Annotated in this window: 15 protein-coding genes, 1 other RNA gene and 1 pseudogene; 1 reads left to right on the forward strand and 16 read right to left on the reverse strand. The window is 40.5% G+C overall.

Annotated features, from left to right (window positions below; all coding sequences use genetic code 11):
- Positions 1-6: 6 nt before the first annotated feature.
- The 15 genes and pseudogenes from D469_RS0105535 to D469_RS0105605 form a co-directional block, all read right to left on the reverse strand.
- The gene (locus tag D469_RS0105535; RefSeq protein ID WP_018922382.1) at positions 7-1,143 is read right to left on the reverse strand and encodes a THUMP domain-containing class I SAM-dependent RNA methyltransferase; all 1,137 of its coding nucleotides are present in this window, start codon (positions 1,141-1,143) and stop codon (positions 7-9) included.
- 289 nt (positions 1,144-1,432) lie between these two features.
- An RNA gene (gene rnpB / locus D469_RS21505) (RNase P RNA component class B) lies at positions 1,433-1,827 on the reverse strand.
- A 57-nt stretch (positions 1,828-1,884) separates the two neighbouring features.
- Entirely contained in the window at positions 1,885-2,277 is a 393-nt protein-coding gene (locus D469_RS0105540; protein WP_018922383.1) for a ribonuclease HI family protein, read from the reverse strand.
- Positions 2,278-2,295: 18 nt separating this feature from the next.
- Positions 2,296-2,625: a cell division regulator GpsB gene (gene gpsB, locus D469_RS0105545; protein ID WP_018922384.1), complete on the reverse strand. Its 330-nt coding sequence runs from the start codon at positions 2,623-2,625 to the stop codon at positions 2,296-2,298.
- Between the two features lie 75 nt (positions 2,626-2,700).
- Entirely contained in the window at positions 2,701-3,276 is a 576-nt protein-coding gene (locus D469_RS0105550; RefSeq protein ID WP_018922385.1) for an SLOG family protein, read from the reverse strand.
- 74 nt (positions 3,277-3,350) lie between these two features.
- Positions 3,351-3,692, reverse strand: coding sequence for a spore coat protein (locus D469_RS20985; RefSeq protein ID WP_018922386.1), 342 nt, complete (start codon positions 3,690-3,692; stop codon positions 3,351-3,353).
- Positions 3,693-3,858: 166 nt separating this feature from the next.
- Positions 3,859-5,103, reverse strand: a complete 1,245-nt coding sequence (locus D469_RS0105560) for a ribonuclease H-like domain-containing protein (protein WP_018922387.1) — start codon at positions 5,101-5,103, stop codon at positions 3,859-3,861.
- 25 nt (positions 5,104-5,128) lie between these two features.
- Entirely contained in the window at positions 5,129-7,384 is a 2,256-nt protein-coding gene (locus D469_RS0105565) for a DEAD/DEAH box helicase (RefSeq protein ID WP_018922388.1), read from the reverse strand.
- Between the two features lie 107 nt (positions 7,385-7,491).
- A complete protein-coding gene (locus D469_RS21980) occupies positions 7,492-7,668 on the reverse strand; it encodes a hypothetical protein (protein WP_018922389.1) in 177 nt (58 codons plus the stop codon).
- Between the two features lie 446 nt (positions 7,669-8,114).
- Positions 8,115-8,629 (reverse strand): annotated as a pseudogene (locus D469_RS19755) (nucleotidyltransferase family protein).
- Between the two features lie 570 nt (positions 8,630-9,199).
- Positions 9,200-11,242, reverse strand: a complete 2,043-nt coding sequence (locus tag D469_RS0105580) for a methyl-accepting chemotaxis protein (RefSeq protein ID WP_018922392.1) — start codon at positions 11,240-11,242, stop codon at positions 9,200-9,202.
- A 719-nt stretch (positions 11,243-11,961) separates the two neighbouring features.
- Complete coding sequence (locus D469_RS0105590; RefSeq protein ID WP_018922394.1) at positions 11,962-12,897, reverse strand: chemotaxis protein; 936 nt, start codon at positions 12,895-12,897, stop codon at positions 11,962-11,964.
- A gap of 177 nt (positions 12,898-13,074) precedes the next feature.
- Positions 13,075-14,064, reverse strand: coding sequence for a glycine betaine ABC transporter substrate-binding protein (locus tag D469_RS0105595; protein ID WP_018922395.1), 990 nt, complete (start codon positions 14,062-14,064; stop codon positions 13,075-13,077).
- Positions 14,065-14,137: 73 nt separating this feature from the next.
- A complete protein-coding gene (locus D469_RS0105600; protein ID WP_018922396.1) occupies positions 14,138-14,974 on the reverse strand; it encodes an ABC transporter permease in 837 nt (278 codons plus the stop codon).
- Positions 14,943-16,160, reverse strand: coding sequence for a quaternary amine ABC transporter ATP-binding protein (locus D469_RS0105605; protein ID WP_018922397.1), 1,218 nt, complete (start codon positions 16,158-16,160; stop codon positions 14,943-14,945). The genes D469_RS0105600 and D469_RS0105605 overlap by 32 nt, the downstream gene beginning before the upstream one ends.
- A 257-nt stretch (positions 16,161-16,417) precedes the next feature.
- Between D469_RS0105605 and D469_RS0105610 the strand changes: the two genes are divergently transcribed.
- Positions 16,418-16,957, forward strand: a complete 540-nt coding sequence (locus D469_RS0105610) for a GbsR/MarR family transcriptional regulator (protein ID WP_018922398.1) — start codon at positions 16,418-16,420, stop codon at positions 16,955-16,957.
- Positions 16,958-17,001: 44 nt separating this feature from the next.
- On the opposite strand, the gene D469_RS0105615 is transcribed toward D469_RS0105610, so the two are convergent.
- Complete coding sequence (locus D469_RS0105615; RefSeq protein ID WP_018922399.1) at positions 17,002-17,820, reverse strand: SurA N-terminal domain-containing protein; 819 nt, start codon at positions 17,818-17,820, stop codon at positions 17,002-17,004.
- Between the last annotated feature and the right edge of the window lie 56 nt (positions 17,821-17,876).

The following is a 17,876-nucleotide window of genomic DNA, read 5'->3' on the forward strand; positions in this document are numbered from 1 at the left end:
CATTAATTATACACGGGGCGGTTTCGGCCCCCAATACTGGTAATAGTCTGTTTTAATATTCCCGTTATATAGTTTTCGCTTCTTAGTGGCTTGTTTGCCAAACCGCTGTTCAAATTGCTCGTCAGAAGTCAATACATAATACGACCAGGTGGAAAGAGACTTGAATGTTTTCCCCATTTCTTTATATAACTTTGCGACCTCTTTTTTATCCTCTAACCGTTCTCCATACGGCGGATTACAAATAATAACGCCATATTCTTGTTTCGCAGTCAAATCCGTTACTTGCATTTGCTTAAATTGAATGTCATTGTGAAGGCCTATTTCTTCAGCATTTTGCTGTGAGAGTTCTACCATATCATGAGAAATATCAGAGCCAGACACGAAAAGCGGACGATCATATTCGGCCAAATCTTCAGCTTCTATGCGAGCATTTTCCCAAATAGAGCTATCCATCCACTCCCAGTATTCTGATACAAAGCTTCGGTTAGAGCCTGGGGCAATATTTTTCCCAATCATAGCTGCTTCAATCGGAATGGTGCCTGAACCACACATAGGATCAACAAATGGGCGGTCTGGATGCCAATTCGTTAATTGGATAAGAGCAGCAGCTAACGTTTCTTTTAGCGGGGCTCTACTATGAAACGGCCGGTATCCCCGTTTGTGTAATCCATTCCCTGTGCTATCTAATGTTAACGTTGCTACATCTTTGTGCAGGGAGACTTCAATCCGGTATAGTTCTCCGGTTTCTTCAAACCAGCTCGTATTGTATGTTTCTTTCAATTTTTCTACAACAGCTTTTTTAACAATCTTCTGGCAGTCCGGCACACTATGAAGCGTTGACTTCACCGACCGACCAATGACTGGAAACTCACCGTTTTCGGGAATGAATTCGGGCCAAGGCAGGGCTTTTGTTTGTTCAAACAATTCATCAAACGACTTAACCTTAAACGAGCCAATTTCAACTTTGATTCGATCTGCTGTTCGAAGCCATAAATTCGCCCGGCATAATGCTTCTTGATTACCAGTGAAACGAACTAGCCCATTTTCCACTTGAAGATCTTCATAGCCTAACTGTCTAAGTTCTTTAGCTACTATCGCTTCTAGTCCCATGGTAGCCGTGGCAATATAAGTAAGTGTTGACATCGGTTATCCCTCTTTTCTTAAAATAAAGAGCTCTTTTTTCATGTTGAATTCTTACACGTTCGTGTACCAGCAATAAATATACCCATCCTCCATGCATGTATAGGGTGCACGGCTGATTTGCTTTATAAAAAGGTTCTGTTAAAGAGTCGGGTTGTATTCCTGCCCTGCTCGTCCTGTAAACAGGCTTCTCGGCAATCCTGAAATATCAACTCTTGATCAACAAGGTCTTTTAACAGCGCCCATAAAAAAGAAAAAACCCCTAATTAGGGGTCTCAGAGGCTAGATAGCACCTTATAAGCCATGTTCTGTCCCTCAGTGCTGCGACGGCTATTAACCTCGCACGTTGGGAGCAATCATCTCTCTGCAGCGGGTACGACCCACCGCCCTTCCTTTCCGTTGAATTCCTTCAGGAAGGCGCCCCTACCATATTTTTGGGTTTCTCGCTCGAGGGGTTTACCTCGTTCCACTCCGTACGTTTCCGCACGGACTACGTCACTGTGGCACTTTCAAGGAGCTCAAATCCTATCTTATTACTAAGACGTAGATTTTTCTCCTGCCGTCAGCCCAGCGCAGAGCCAGGCTGCCCTGACTTATGGTTTCGTCAGGCACGAACATTACGATCATCTCAGATCGTGCGAGCATGGACTTTCCTCTGCACACAGAGTGCAGCGATTGCTTAGGTGCTCTCCAGCTTCAAGCACGAACTACATTGTAGCGAATTTATGTTCGAATTGCAAGGGGTTATTGCTTTTGAATTCCTTGTTTAGCTAAATAATCAGCTTCTTTGTTTGTACGGCCGGGTATCCATTTAACAAAAAAGAGGCTAAGATCCGCGCTTAGTAACAGTATTTCTTTAAGGTAAGGCTTATAAGCTGGGTTGTCTACTTTACCATGATTTGCAGCATCATCTACAAGTTGAGAATCCGTGTAAAACATGGCTTCAGTAATTCCATGGGCGACACAATACTCAAGCCCTTTTTGAAGAGCTAAAAATTCAGCTTCGTGATTTGAATAATTTGCCCCCAGATAATAGCTCTTGCGATATACATCTCCATTTTCATATTTAATAAAGACTCCGGCCCCTGAGTGGCCTGGGTCGCCACTACTTGCACCGTCTACATAAATATGGAGCATATGTTTCCCCACTTCTTATCAAGATTCGTGCAGCTTACTTCCAAATACTTCTTTCTCCAAATTTGATAACCGCCGCAATATATCATAATTGGTGGAGCCTGCAGCAGGAGGAGGGCTTTGCTCCGTAGTTGCCTGCGTCTCCTGAGAGCGTCTTGGAGGTTGACTTGTTTGCTTTTTCAAGCGTTCAACTTCATGTTCTAATGATTTAAGTTGGTCCTGAAATGTTTCATAGTCCTGGATCACAATATCAAGAAATTGGTCAACATCGTCTTTATTATAACCTTTCATGCTTGATTTAAATTCCTTATCTAAGATATCTTTTGCAGTTAACTGAATGGATGATGCCATAATGACTGCCTCCTCGTCTTCTCCCAAAAGGTAGAGAACTTGTTTTTATTATTTTTTCAAAAGCTATGAAAAAAGTCAATTTTCCTCTTCAAACCAGGATGCCTCCGCATGCTCCCACTCATATTCACTAATAGTGTCTTGCACCTCATCAGGAGTAATAAACAAAATGGAGTAGTTGCTATTTTGTTCCTTCCGTCTCGCCGCCTCTAACATAAAGCGGGGACTTCCCGGTTGGTCTTCATCATATAAAAGCAGCAGTCCCTCACTTTTATCCACCAAAAAATCATTTTTAGCTCTCAATTGATAAGGCCCGTCATACCCTCCTTGATAGAGCGGCTGATAATGATCAACGGCTTCTTTTAAATAAGCATATCGTTCTTGAGCTATCTCGGGCCAAATACTTTCCTGGCCTTCAAAGGGAGGGAAAATAGCAAGTCCAACCGCATAGTCATTTTGTAATTCTATTGCAGCTTCTACAGCCCATTGTTCCACTCCGGGTTGTCCACTTGAAAGGAGCCACTCTCCTCCTTCTTCAACAAAAGCAAGCAGTCGCTTTTTTAATGTCATTTTTATAAATTCGATTTCTTTTGCATCCGGTTGGAAAATCCCTAATTCTGGTGGTTTATATCCACTTACTGCAAGAATTCTCATAAAGCACCTCACAAATAAAGGTATGTAAAAAGAAAAGCTGAAGAACTCAGCTTTTCTATATGATATATTTTATATTACCACGGGCGCGGACGTGGTCTTGGTGGCATATGCTGGCCCATAGGTCCGTGGCCTTGAGGCCCCATATGCCCATTGGCTTGCGGTCCCATCGCATCTGGTGCTCCCATCTGTCCTTGCATATTGTTAGGTCCCGGACCGCATTGAAAATGCTGATGATATACTTGATCTACCGTTGACTGCGTATGAGGATAAGAGTGTAAATGCTTATATAAGTGTTTATTCACATGAGTAGTGTGACTTGGGTGAATTTCAGGCACTATATACTCACAACACTTTTCCTGAACATGCTGCTGGGTCGGATGACAAACTGGTGGAAGCATAATTGGCCGACGACGCATAGCATTCATTCCCTCCTTTATCTGACCTATGATTACTGTATGTTTGAATTAGACACCTTGTACTAGGATTAACACCTATTTCTGCTTTTTCGACAATAACTAGGCTATATGGAAGGCGAATAATGGCGGTCTATGCGCTTGCCCGGGAAATAAATCCTCTCTCCACTCAGGAAATATTCATTTCTGACTTTTCTATTTTTTCTCGCAGCCGTTTTGTTCTTTTATCTAATTCTCCCCATTCAGCAGATGGGCAGCTGTCTTTCAAATGGAGACAGACGTTATATGCACTAATATAATCTTTCACTTTATGTTCAAGCTGTTTGGCATATTCGATTCCAGCTTGATAAGCATAGCTTTCTGAGCGTCGATAAACCTCGGCAAACAATGGAAGAGCTTGTTCTGTATTCCCACATTTTTTATAAAGACATGCTTTGCGAAACATAAGCTCACTGGTGGCGGGTGACGTTATTTTCTCATAGCAGGAAAGAGCTGAACGGAAATCACGGTTTGCTTCATGCCATTTAGCTATTGCGCCCGTTTCTGTTTCATCGCGTCCTCTTGTTATAACCCTTCTGGATATATCAATATATAAAAGAATTAAACTCAGGACATCTTGTTCATTGTGCTCTAAAATGCCTTCTACATAGGAGAGATCCCCTGATTTTAAATAATCAAAGTAAAGCATTGGCGCTAAGTAGCCTGGAACATCATCTTCTCTATGCACGCCTAATATGTCATTTTCTATAACCGAAAGTTTGCAGGATGGCAGGCGGTCTTTAAACAAGCGCCTGGCTGCGTGCAGGAGATCAAAATGACCAAACGCAGGAAGCTTTGGCACATTATCTTTAACAAAGGTATGCCTTGTTTTTACTTGCGGCCAATCGAAAGACTTTCCATTAAAAGTTACAAGCTTACGATCTGTTCCGATATCGGTTAAGAAATGGTAATAAAAAGCGACTTCGTGTTCAGGTCCTGGCAATAACCATTGCGTCACGACAACTTGGTCTCCCTTTACCTCAGCAGCTCCAAGCAGAAAAATGGTTGTTCCTGCACCGCCTTGTAATCCGGTTGTCTCTGTATCAAAAAACAAAAGGTCTGTTTCGGAAGTGTCACCATCTGGTGTAAGCGGGTGGTTCGTAATCGTAGAAGCGGCCCACTCATTAACTATTTCCTTTAGTTCATTCGTTTCTTTTTTGTTAAATATGGAAGGTAAGCTATACGTTTGCTTTCTTTTATAAATATACATATCTTCGAACCAACATATTTCCATGGCGGAAGACGACCATTTTTCCTGTTCAGTCTGTGCCTCTTTTTCAATAGATAACGAAACATCCACTGGTTGCTCCGGTTCTCGTGCAGGCTCATCGGCACGTATCATATGTTTTTTTAGCCGATTTAATTTCTCTTTCATGCTTTCTCTCCTTTATTAGCATGCATTACGGACGAATAGACTGTAAAAGTTTCAGGACTAAGCCTTTCATATCTTCAAATTCATCATAGCCAACACAAGACGGGCATCCTCTCGAACAAGCACAAGCATGTAACAATTCAATCGATTCAGCAATTAATTCTTCAATATGAGCATATAATTGTTTGGCTAAGCCAATTCCGCCTGGATAATGATCATAGAGAAAAATCGTAGGTCTTTCTGAATGGTCAGCTTTTACTTGATAGGCTACATGAACGTCACTGCGATCGCTTAACGTAAAAACAGGGACTAAATGTTCAAATAATAGGCTGATACCAAGCAACGCCTTTTCGAACGTATCATGGCCATCAGTATAGAGCATTTCATCATCAAGTTCTAACCATGAAGCTTGGGTATGAATCTCCTCTTGAGGCAAGTGAATTGGCCCGGAACCGATTGTTTCGTAAGTCGATAGCTTCAGTTTTTTAAAAAGGCTGGGCATAATGGTTACTGCAACATCCCCGAAACCAGCTGCGTGTTTACCCATCTCCCGATATTGATCGATATCAAGTACATATAAGCGTACATTTAAATTAGCATCAGTGAAATATTCAACATCTACCTCTTTTACATAAGCTTTTTTCTCTTCCCAATCTAGTTCTTCCACTTGAAATTGAGTACCTTGATGCAAATAAATAGCCTCTTCATGCAGCAACGTCATTGCACTAAACCGATCCATTTCCCCAATAATTTGTACGTTTGCAGGTACGGTTTGATCGACAATTACTACATTTTCCTGTGAAGCGGAGCGCAAACTAACATTGTGGGCCGGGAAGGCCTGATCCATCCAATACCATTTGCCAGCGCGCTTATGCAGAACACCTTCTTCGTTTAAAAAGTCCAGAATTTCACTAATCTCTTCTTCGCCAAATGATTCTTCTTCGGTAAATGGCAGTTCATATGCTGCACATTTTAAGTGATCAACTAAAATAACAAGATTATCTGGGTGAATCCTGGCATGTTCAGGGGAGGCACTAAAAAAGTACTCGGGATGCTGAGTCATATATTGATCGATTGGGGCAGCACCAGCAACCATAACCACCAAAGACTCTTCATTTCGTCTGCCTGCCCTTCCAGCTTGCTGCCATGTGCTGGCAATTGAACCAGGATAGCCGGTCATTACACAGACTTGCAGCTGCCCTATGTCCATACCAAGTTCAAGAGCATTGGTACTTACTACACCTTTCACACTGCCATTGCGAAGTCCTTTCTCAATATTTCGCCGCTCACCCGGCAAGTATCCACCGCGGTAGGCTTGTATTGATTTTTGACCGAACTCTTTTTTTACCAGCTCTTGTAAGTGGCTTAAAATGACTTCCACCCTAACACGACTTTTAGCAAAAACAATGGTTTGAATACCTTCTTTTAAAAACCGTTCAGCTAAGTAGGTGCTGTCTTTTGAAGCGCTGCGTCGAATGTTCATTTGTGAGTGCACGACCGGAGGGTTATAAATAGCAAAATGCTTTTTTCCTCGCGGCGCTCCATTGTTGTCAACTAAGGTGATCTCTTTCCCAGTTAACGTTTCAGCTAATTCTTTAGGATTAGCTATAGTTGCTGAAGTTGTAATAAACTGTGGATCACTTCCATAGTACGCAGCCAAACGCTTTAAACGACGTATTACATTCGCTACATGACTGCCAAACACTCCCCGATACGTATGAAGTTCATCGATAACAATGTATTTGAGGTTTTCAAATAATGAAACCCACTTGGTGTGATGAGGAAGGATTGCAGAATGAAGCATGTCCGGATTAGTGATGACAATATGGCCTGCCTTGCGAATTTTTTGCCTGATGGCAGGCTGGGTATCTCCATCATACGTATAACTGTTAATCGGTATATTTAACTGTTCAATCCACTCATTTAACTCGTTTTTTTGATCTTGGGCTAAAGCCTTCGTAGGAAATAGATATAACGCTCTCGCTGAAGCGTCATTTACTATATCATTTACAACAGGAAGGTTGTAACAGAGCGTTTTTCCAGACGCTGTGGGTGTAACTGCTACGATATTTTTCCCGCCTTGGATAAAATCATAAGCATCTCGCTGATGAGTATATAAAGAGGAAATACCTCTTGTTTGTAAAGAAGCATGGAGCCTGGCATCAAGTGAAGCTGGAAAAGAAGCATACACAGCTTCTTTAGAAGGGACTTCTTCCCAGTGAACGACTTGAGGCTCTGCTGCTAGTTCATTGATCAGATTTTCGAATGAATGTTTGCCGAACATAAGTTTCACCTCACTCTTATTTTATCATATCCTCACCTCTTCTTTGTTCTTTAAAGGTGAGATATTAAAAGAAGCTCGTCCCTTTATAAAAAAGAAACGAGCTAGGCCTATACTATATAGTAAACGTTGGTTGGTTTTGATTCGTCTGGATGATGTACTTCATCAAGTCGTTCGATATAAAGCTTTTCTAGTTCACTTTCGTCTAAGCGTAACAGGAGAGAACGGGGGATTCCACAAAGCGAAACGAGCAAGTTAATAATCTCTTCTCGACGAACATTGTCCACTAACGTTCCTCCTTTCTAATACTATCGCAGAATGTAATGTATTAGCTGATAGCAAAAAGCAAAGACGTTAACTTGATTTATTACACGACTAGAGTTTATCTTATTATGATATATATTATAAGTGATTTTAATCATTCTTTCAATTTTTAAAATACGGTGTGTGAAATTTTATAAGTGCATGGTAGGTTCTAACCTTTTCCATATGATCTTCATCCTTCCTGCAAGCGTTCTCTTCATTCCTTTTACATTGCTTGCTCACGGCCTTGCTGGTCCTCTTTTGGCAGAAAAGAAAGCCGCATACAACTAAGTAGTTCCGATAACGTGGAGAAAACTTAAAATCGCAGCCTAAACACGTATATACAAGGGAATTAGCAATACAATTAACACACAAAATAGAGCTTGGGAGGTCGTTCTTATTGACTAACGCCACCTTTACTTGAAGATGCTTAAATGTGATGAACCCTAATTTTGTGCCAGATTGCTTTCCAATTTTTCTTAATAATTCGTTCCTCATATATTGCAGCTCTTTCTTTGGTCTCTTGAAAATATGGTGTCGGCTTCAACTCTAAATTTAATATATCGTCTATACCACAAGGAGCAGTAAGAATTAGTTTGTTATTCTTGTCTAGTTCACACCAAGAGCAGTTGCTGTCTCTGGAAACTTAGAAATAGCATCCTCTGAGGAAATATAAGGTGGAATGTCATTTATAACGTGCATTCTTGCTTCATTTTTAATAGACCAAGGTATATCAGGAAGAATTTCTCTCAATTCTGCTTCCATTTCTTTTTCAGTATTCTCATCAATGTTTTTATCATCAAAATATATAACATCCACATCTGGAGTATTTGTCCTATTTTCAAATACGTGTAATGTATCCCAGATTTTAGAACGTACAAATCCTGCACATATCCACCAATCTGGCAAGTTTAGTTTACTCGCAGCCTTAACTATTTCCATCATTCTATCATCATTTTGAATTAACTTTACTACATCCTCTTGAGTCTTTAACACCCAATCCCTCCTTTACTTACGAACATACATTCTATTATATCACAATAAAACAATAAAGGAGGATTATTACATTAAACTGCCCGTTAATAAAGAACTGAATTTTCATAATATTAAAATGTATTCACCACATCATATTATAAATCCTTGAGTTTTCTGGAGAAAGATTAAAATCATATCTCAAATAACAAGTAAAATAGCACACTTTAAATCACACGATGACAACATCTATGGTTAAGTCGTTAGTTGGGGTGCTATTTGCTATTTTATTGATATGATCTTAAAAAACGTTAATTAATCAACAAAAACACCTAAGCAATTTAATGCGCTACAAGGTATGCTAATTCATACGCCATTTACAATGTTTCTCCACAAAAACGGAGCTACTTAGCATACAACCCATTCCTCGTACAAACCCCCTGCTCCAAAAACGGAACAGGGGGTTCTAAGACCTTTTAATACATATTCATGTTTTATTACGTTTCGATTACGTAAACTCGGTGGTGTTTGCATATGACACGTTTAATCAGCGTTGTAGCGAAATGCTTTGGCTTTTTCATTCATTTCCTCGCTCCAGTGGTTTAACGACTCAGCTGATTCAGCTACACTGTAGAGCGCATTTAACTGTTCATCAGATGATGCACTAATCTCTTCACTAGCTGAGGCCATGTGCTCTATTTGCTCATTCGTATCTTCTAACGATTGAAGCATGTGTTCTTTTCTCTCGTCCATATGTCTTGTGTCCTGCGAAATAGTTTCAAGCGAACTCGACAATTGGTTAACCAGTTCAGTTAAGCGCTCGAATACTTGGTTGGTTTTGTCCGTTGCTTCTGTTTGTGTTTCATTTGCTTTTAAGTTTTGATTCATTGCTTCTGTAACCGCCTGGGTTTCTTCTTTAATATCACTGAGCATTTCATTTACTTCAGTTGTTAAACCAGACGTCTGTTCAGCCAATTTACGTACTTCATCTGCTACCACTGAAAACCCTTTGCCGTGCTCTCCTGCTCTAGCTGCTTCAATACTTGCATTTAGTGCAAGTAGATTCGTTTGTTCTGATACATCCTGAATCGAAGTCATTGTTGATGAAATGTTTTCAACTTGTCCGCTTAAATCGTTTACTTTTTTGGCTGCTACGTGAACATGGTGAGTAGCAGCAGCAGAGCTTTCAGTTAAATGGGTCATTTCCGCTTGGCCGCGAGCATTTTCTTTTTCTTGTCTGCTAGATAACTCATTCATAGAGGAGATCGAAGCAGTTATACCATCAATACTAGCCGCCAATTGATAAGTGTTTTCTTTTGTTTCCCCTGTTTGAGTAGCTACTTTGGCAGCAGAGGCTGCAACTTCATCAATGGCTTTATGAATGTCTTGACTTGAAGCGGTTGTTTCTTGTGAAACTGCGCTTAATTGTTCAGCCGACGATTGTAGGTCGCCACCCGTTTGTGCCACTGAGGCAAGAAGATGCCCCATTTCATCAGTCATCGTTTTAAATTGGTCACTTAGCTCGCCAATTTCATCGTTGCTCTCCACTTTGGATTCAACGGTTAAATCACCAGCTCCTGCCTCTTTCATTTTTTCTTTCAAAAAGGTCAGATGTTTGGTCAAACGACCAGAGAACCAATAAATAATAATAACGGCAATGCTTAGGAGAACTGTCCCAACGATTATAAGTTGAGTAAGCAGACGATGCAAAGGAGTTAAATACGTATCTTCAGGAACTGAGATTCCTAATGTCCAACCTGTTGTTGGTATTTCATCTATGTATAAGAGTTGACTTTCATCATCATGGACAGTCAGCATCTCACCCTCGGTAAATTCGGATTCTACCTCTTTACCAAACTGATCGGCTACTGTGTCTTCCATCACTCTCTCTTCATCGGCATGGGCTATAAATTGACCACTATCCGCAATTAGAAAGGCTTCTCCTTCCCCGTTTATATTCAACGCACTTATATGGTTCTGTAATGTGCTAAGGTCAATATCAGCAGTAACTACCCCTACGTTCTCCCCGTCAGCAGTTGCTATCGGATAAGAAGTAGTAACCATCGTTATGCCTGTTTCTTCATCTTCATAAGGTTCTGTCCAAACAGCTTCTCCCTCAGCGGCATTCATGCCTGCTTCGTACCACTCCCAGGCATGAAAATCGTAAGAAGGGTCTTCATACATGTCCGTATATAAGGCGTCATCCCCCTCTTTATATACATAAGGGCCAAAGTATTCTTCATTTGCAAAATAAAAAGGCTCAAACCACACACCTACTCCTAGCGTATCTTCATTCGCCCAAATGATATCTTCTAACATGGCAACAATATCTTCTCTATCACTCTCTTCTGCTTGAGTACTTACAACGGCACCAAGCGATTCAGCAATACGCTGGTGCGATAAGGCGTTACGTTCAGTAGCTTCAATAGCTGTTCCACTTTCAGATACCATTTGATTTTTCAAAGCAGTTTCTAATTGATGATAAGAAGTCAGATAAGCAATAAGTGAAATAACAATACCAAAGCCTATAATTAATGGTATAAAAAGCAATAACATTTTTGCGCGCAGGGTTTTTTGTCGTTTCAACCCAATCATCCCCCAACGATTTATCTAGTTCATTTACACTAGTAAGAGTATAACGGAAATTCCATACAAAATATACAATAAAACAAAAACATTTAATAATTACAAAACATTTTAAATAATATTCTTATGCAACTGTGGTCTTTACTTTTTCAAACGGCAACACTCTAAAGCATTTCATTTACACAACACAAAAAACCCTCGATCCATTTTTCGGATCGAGAGTTTTAAAGTGGGACAGCTAAGGTACAACCAATTATTTAGTTGTGGTGTAATAGTCGTTAATCATTTCAAGAACTGATTTGTCTTCACGAACTGGTTTAAAGCGACGTTCATTGTTTTTCTGGGCAGCTCTTTTCATTACGATCAGCTCCTTCACTTTCATTGATTTATTTAAGTTACTTATAGTATACGCCGTTGTTATAAAACAGTCAACGATAAAATTAAAATTTTATATAACACAACTGCCTATTTTTTATTAATTCTCTTCAACTTTCTATACAAAACCTCTTTTGTACTACAACAACCAAGTTAGAAAAACTCACTGTCTAGCTATTGCTACTGCATCTGATTTGTTGATGTAGGGATTTATGTTGTCTCAATACGTTTGTATTTTAGGGATACGTGTTATTTCCTCTGACCCTCCCTTCCCCGTATCCACATTTTACAAACTGCTGTATTTCTACCTCTGCATAACAAAAAGTATTAAAAAACAGCCGCACTTATACAGAACGGCTGTTACTTTCATTATTAAAAAAAGAATCTACAGTTTCGACTAAGCTTACAATTTCAGGTTTACTTACTTGAGCATCGGCGCCTACTTTTTCCCCTTTATGATACAGATCTTCAGTAATTAAGGAAGAAAAAACAATGACTGGCAAATGTTGGAGTTCCGGTTCATCTTTTACTTTTACTGTTAAATGGTGTCCATCCATTTGCGGCATTTCAATATCAGTAATAATGATATCGACTTCGTTATGGGATTTTTCTCCAGCACTTATGCGTTGTAAATACTCCCAGGCCTCTTTACCGTTTGTAAACATACGTACATTTTCATAGCCTGCCTCTCCCAACGTATCTTCCAACAGCTTTCTTAGAATGGGAGAATCTTCTGCTATGACAATGTTTATATTTTGTCGTTCCCGGTTGTTAAGCCGCTTTATGTCTTGTGCATTTCCAGCCGCTTCTGGGGCAATGTCTACTACGATTTTTTCATAATCCAGTAATAGCGCCATCGCATTCTCCATTTTTACTACACCAATCGTATGAGCATGAATCCCTTGCGATATTTCATTCGGTTTTTCAATTTGTTCCCAAGAAATGCGGTGAATACGGGAGACACTGTGAACATGAAAAGCAACCTTCATTTGATTAAGTTCTGCGATTACAAACTTATCCTGGCTGCTTTCAGGCACGTCATTTTCTAGACCGAGAACGGCTGCTAAATTAATGACTGGCATCACTTCATCACGAAGTCTAATCATTCCTTCTACGTGTTGATGCTTATTTGGAGTTTCTGTCACTTCTACAGGCTGAATAATTTCCCTTACTTTAAGTACGTTAATTCCAAACGTGCCGGAGCCCACGGAAAACATAACTAACTCTAGTTCATTTGTACCGCTGTCTAACAGGATATTTGAATTATTTTTTTGGATCATTTGTTGAAATCCTCCCTCACCCTATACCAAAGGTTATATGCATTAATCGTACCTAGGATTCATATAGAACACAAGCTTAATTTATCAAAAAGTAATATTGTCTTAATTAAAAAAGAGGAGGTTCCCACTGCGGGGACCTCCTTCTTCATCTTAGCTATGGTGTTAAACCATGATCAATTAATCTTGGAGATCTTCGATGGAGTCAATGTCCATATATTCTGGAACAACTAGACCGATAGCAGCACCTTCTAGATTTGCTCCAAGGTCTTCAAAGTCCTCTTCCATCTGGCCATAATATTCTTCATGGGTTGCTGGAAGCCATGCAGCTACATGAGCATCAGCGTCTCCACCAGCTACGGCGCTGAACATATGATTCGCTTCCATGGAACTCATGTCAACCTCATAACCAAGATCCTCAAGCACAGTAGCAACGACATTAGTAGAGGCAATTTCAGTATCCCACGTTACATAAGCAAGTTCAATGGACTCACCGTCTACTTCATCGACACCGTCTGTCCATTCATTAACCGTGTCTTCATTTTCTTCAATCCAAGCTTGAGCTGCTTCTTGTTCATCAGCTCCATCGTAGATTTCAAGCATAACTTCTTCCATATCCTCAGAAGTCCAGGAGAAGTTGTCCAAGACTTCATATGCTTCTGGCTGGTCTTCTTCTAAGCCTTCACGCACAATGGTATGGATATCTTCAGCTTCACCGAAGGAACCTTCTGGGTCATCAAGATATTTAAGGTCATATTCTTGGAACTTCCAGTGCGGGTCCCAACCTGTTACGATAATAGGTTCTTCATTTTCAATCGCAGAACCAAGCTCACCTGTCATCGCTGCATCTGAACTTGCCATCACTTCAAAATCTAGGTCGTAATCTTCTACTGCTTGTTCAGCGGCTGCCATAACACCAGCACCAGCATCAATACCTGTGATCGTATACTCTAATTCTTCATTGTAATTTTCTCCTGCTGCTTCTTCATCAGCATCTTCGTCTTCTTCTTCCTCTTCTTCGTCGTCGTCTTCGTCTTCTTCCTCAGCTTCTTCTACATCATCACCATTTTCTTCAACGCCATCTTCTTCTTCATCCGCACCGCAACCAGCAGCGACAAGAGTTAATGACAAACCAGTGACAACACCAAATCTTTTCCAGCTTTTAATCAAGGTTGACCTCTCCTTTTTCTCTTTTTTATTTATGATTAAACGTCAAAACGACGTAAAATCCAGTAAGGATGAATCATTTGCGCGACTGACCAAAGCTTTGTGTTAACCGGTCGAGAATAATGGCCAAAATAACAATTGCAATACCTGCTTCAAAACCGGCACCTGCCTGGTTACGACCAACCGCATAGTATACTTGCTGCCCTAAACCGGATGCGCCAATCATTGAAGCAATAACTACCATCGATAGAGCTAGCATAATCGTTTGGTTAATACCTGCCATAATGGTTGTTTTAGCCATTGGAAGCTGTACTTTGAATAACTTCTGGGCACCAGTAGAACCAAAAGCATCTGCTGCTTCGATTACTTCAGTTGAAACTTGGCGAATACCAAGGTTTGTCAAGCGAATGGTTGGCGGCATAGCAAAGATTACAGAAGCTACTACCCCCGGCTCCATTCCAATTCCAAAGAATGCAACTGCTGGAATCAAATAAACAAAGGCCGGCATCGTCTGCATAAAGTCGAGCACAGGCTTAATAATTTGTTCCATAACGCTATTTTTGGCCATCCAGATTCCAACAGGAACCCCGATAAGAATGGATATAACTGTTGATGCAATTACAAGGGACAAGGTAAGTATCATATCATCCCAAAATTGTAAGTTATCAATCAACAATAGTCCTGCAAGCACAGCAATGGTAAGGCTTGGGCTTCTGCCTGCAAATGTGTATGTTAACACGGTCAACGCAACGATAAATATCCACTCAGGAATGACTCCTAACGAAGAAGTCAGGATCGTCAGGACAGCGCTGATTATCCCTTCAATACCATCAAATAAAAATGCTGCATTTGTAAGCCAATCTACAAAATCATCAATCCACTCAGCTAGTGGAATCGGTGGAAACAGATCCATCCAAATTCACCTCATTTCCAGTCAAAGCAGACAACAGTGACCCTCTAATAATAATCCCTTTTAATTTTTCATCTTCCACAACGGCGAGTGGGACACTGCTTGAAGTAAGAAGTTCGATAAAGTCATTAACCGGTGTATTTGGATCAACTTGCGGTATATCTTTATCAATGATGTCTTCAAGGGACTCTTTTTCATCATTTACAAGCTTGGACACATCAGACGCATGAGCGATACCTAATAATTCACGATTTCGGTTCACTACATAAATACTTGAAATCTTAGAATCACGCATCCGCTTTAATGCAACCCGCGGTCCTTCTTTTTCAATGTTCACGGTTTCTGGTCTAATCATTACATTTGAAGCTGTGTAAACTTTGGAACGGTCTACATCTTCAACAAACTTTTCTACATAATCATTCTCTGGATTTGTAAGTATTTCTTCTGGCGTTCCTACCTGTACGATAGCCCCGTCTTTCATAATCGTAATGCGGTCGCCAATGCGCAGCGCCTCATCCAAATCATGGGTAATAAAGATAATTGTCTTTTTCATCGATGTTTGCAGGTCAAGAAGCTCGTCCTGCATATCCTTTCGAATTAACGGATCCAGGGCAGAGAAAGCCTCATCCATCAACAAGATTTCCGGGTCGTTTGCTAATGCACGTGCAAGGCCAACCCGCTGCTGCATTCCCCCTGACAATTCATCTGGATATTTCGTTTCATATCCTTTTAAGCCAACGAGCTCAAGAGATTTTTTCGCTTGCTCATAACGTTCATCTCGTGGAACTCCTTGAATTTCCAAACCATACTCAACATTAGACACGACTGTTCGATATGGAAAGAGCCCAAATTTTTGAAAGACCATGCTCATATCTTTCCGCCGTACTTCACGAAGCGTTTTCTCATCCATTGTTGCTAAATCTTTACCGTCAAGGTGAACACTCCCTTTTGTAGGTTGAATCAATCGATTTAGCAAACGTACAAGGGTTGATTTCCCGCTTCCGGAAAGACCCATGATTACAAAAATTTCTCCTTCTTCTACTTCAAAAGATGCTTGGTTCACCCCAACCGTACATCCGGTTTCGTGTAGAATTTCGTCTTTTGTTCTTCCTTCGTTGAGAAGTTCGAGAGCTTTTTTCGACTTTTTTCCAAAGATTTTTGTTAAGCCCTCTACTTTAATCTTGGCCAATACGTAACACCTCTTTGTTTGGATTCCGTACTATCGATCACCCTTTTATACTATACATGTATAGGGCGATTGCTTCAATATCAAGAAATCCGACAAATCTTCAATTTATTCCGTACAGTATATACTGTATGGATTTTATCTACAAGTTTCGTTTGATTTCGCGACCATTCATGCAAATTAGTATGCTATCTGGATGTTTAGCATAATTTGTCGTTTTGTTAAACTTTTATATAGGCAACATGAAGGAGAGGTTGTAAATGAAAGATGCAGATACAGAGCAGCACACCTTAGAAGAAATTCGGACCCGGTTTATTTCAGTGATGGCTAAAAACATGGAAGTATACGGGATATCTGAAACAGTAGGTCGCCTTTATGGCACCGTTTATTTTCATGACCAACCAATGACTCTTGATGAGATGAGCGCTTCCCTGTGCATGAGTAAAACAAGTATGAGCACAAACATAAAAATACTATCTGAAGCCAATATGGTAGAACGCGTGTGGCAAAAAGGTGTCCGGAAAGATCTTTACCAAGATGAAGATGATTGGTACAAGTCTTTCACTACTGTTTTTATCGACCGTTGGCGTTCAGCTACAAATGCAAACCTCGAAAGCGCAGAACATACTAAAAAAGAATTACAAGCAATCCTAGACAAGACAAACGATAGTATGGTGTATGAGAAAGCAGCTACTGATTTAAGCCGAGTAGAAAAAGCGCTTGACTATTACGCCTGGTTGGATGAAATTATTCATTTATTTGAAACAGAACAAATTTTTGACTATGTAAACAAAAAATAAAAACCTGAAGGGACACATCAGTACCCTCCAGGTTTTCTTTTTCCTTAAATATGGATTTCAACGTCTGCGTCTTCTTCTAATTCTTCAGCAATGCGCATCATTTCGCCTGTTTGCTGTTCACTGGCCAATTGTTGTTCAAGCATTGCTCTCATTTCATCTTCGCCGCCGAACTGCTCAAGCTGTTCTTCTGGAATTTGTTCCATTTGCTCGTCAATGTCCTCATCGCTGACTTCCACATCTCCTGCTTCTTCTTCAATAAGCTGTTCGATTTGAATTTCAGATTCAATCATAGCACGAAGCTCATCTTCGCCGCCGTATTGTTCATATTGTTCCTCAGGGATTTCAGCCAAATATTCATCTACTTCTTCTTCATCTACATCATAGCCGCGTTCTTCCGCTTCTTGCTCAAGCAATTCCATGCTTACTAATTGTTCCACGATATCTTCACGGATCATTTGGTCTTGCTCTTCGTCATCTGGGTCAATTTGGCCCATAGCGCCCATGATCACGTTGTTATACTGCATTTCAAAATCTTCTTTATTGATCGGCTCACCGTTTACTTCCGCAACTGGGTCCGGAACATCGTCAAGGTCAACCTCTGGTTCTTCCATCATGCCTTCTTCTAATTCATCGAGCTCCTCTTCATCCAGCTCTTCGCCTTCTTCAAGCTCGTCTCCTTCAGCGGCTTCGCCGTTTTCCTCATCATCTTCAGCATCATCTGCTGCGTCATCTTCACCATTTTCTTCTGTTTCAGCTGGTTGTTCTTCACCATTATCTGTTGCTTCTTCGCCTTCTTCACCGCAAGCTGCTAAAACGACAGTTAGAGCAGTGGTTGCAAAAGCCATACGCATAAATTTTTTCACGGTGATTCTCCTTTCCTGTTCGTGCTGATTGGTATTGTAACACAGTCGAAATACCA

It is taken from the genome of Salsuginibacillus kocurii DSM 18087, from assembly GCF_000377705.1.
Taxonomy (GTDB): domain Bacteria; phylum Bacillota; class Bacilli; order Bacillales; family Marinococcaceae; genus Salsuginibacillus; species Salsuginibacillus kocurii.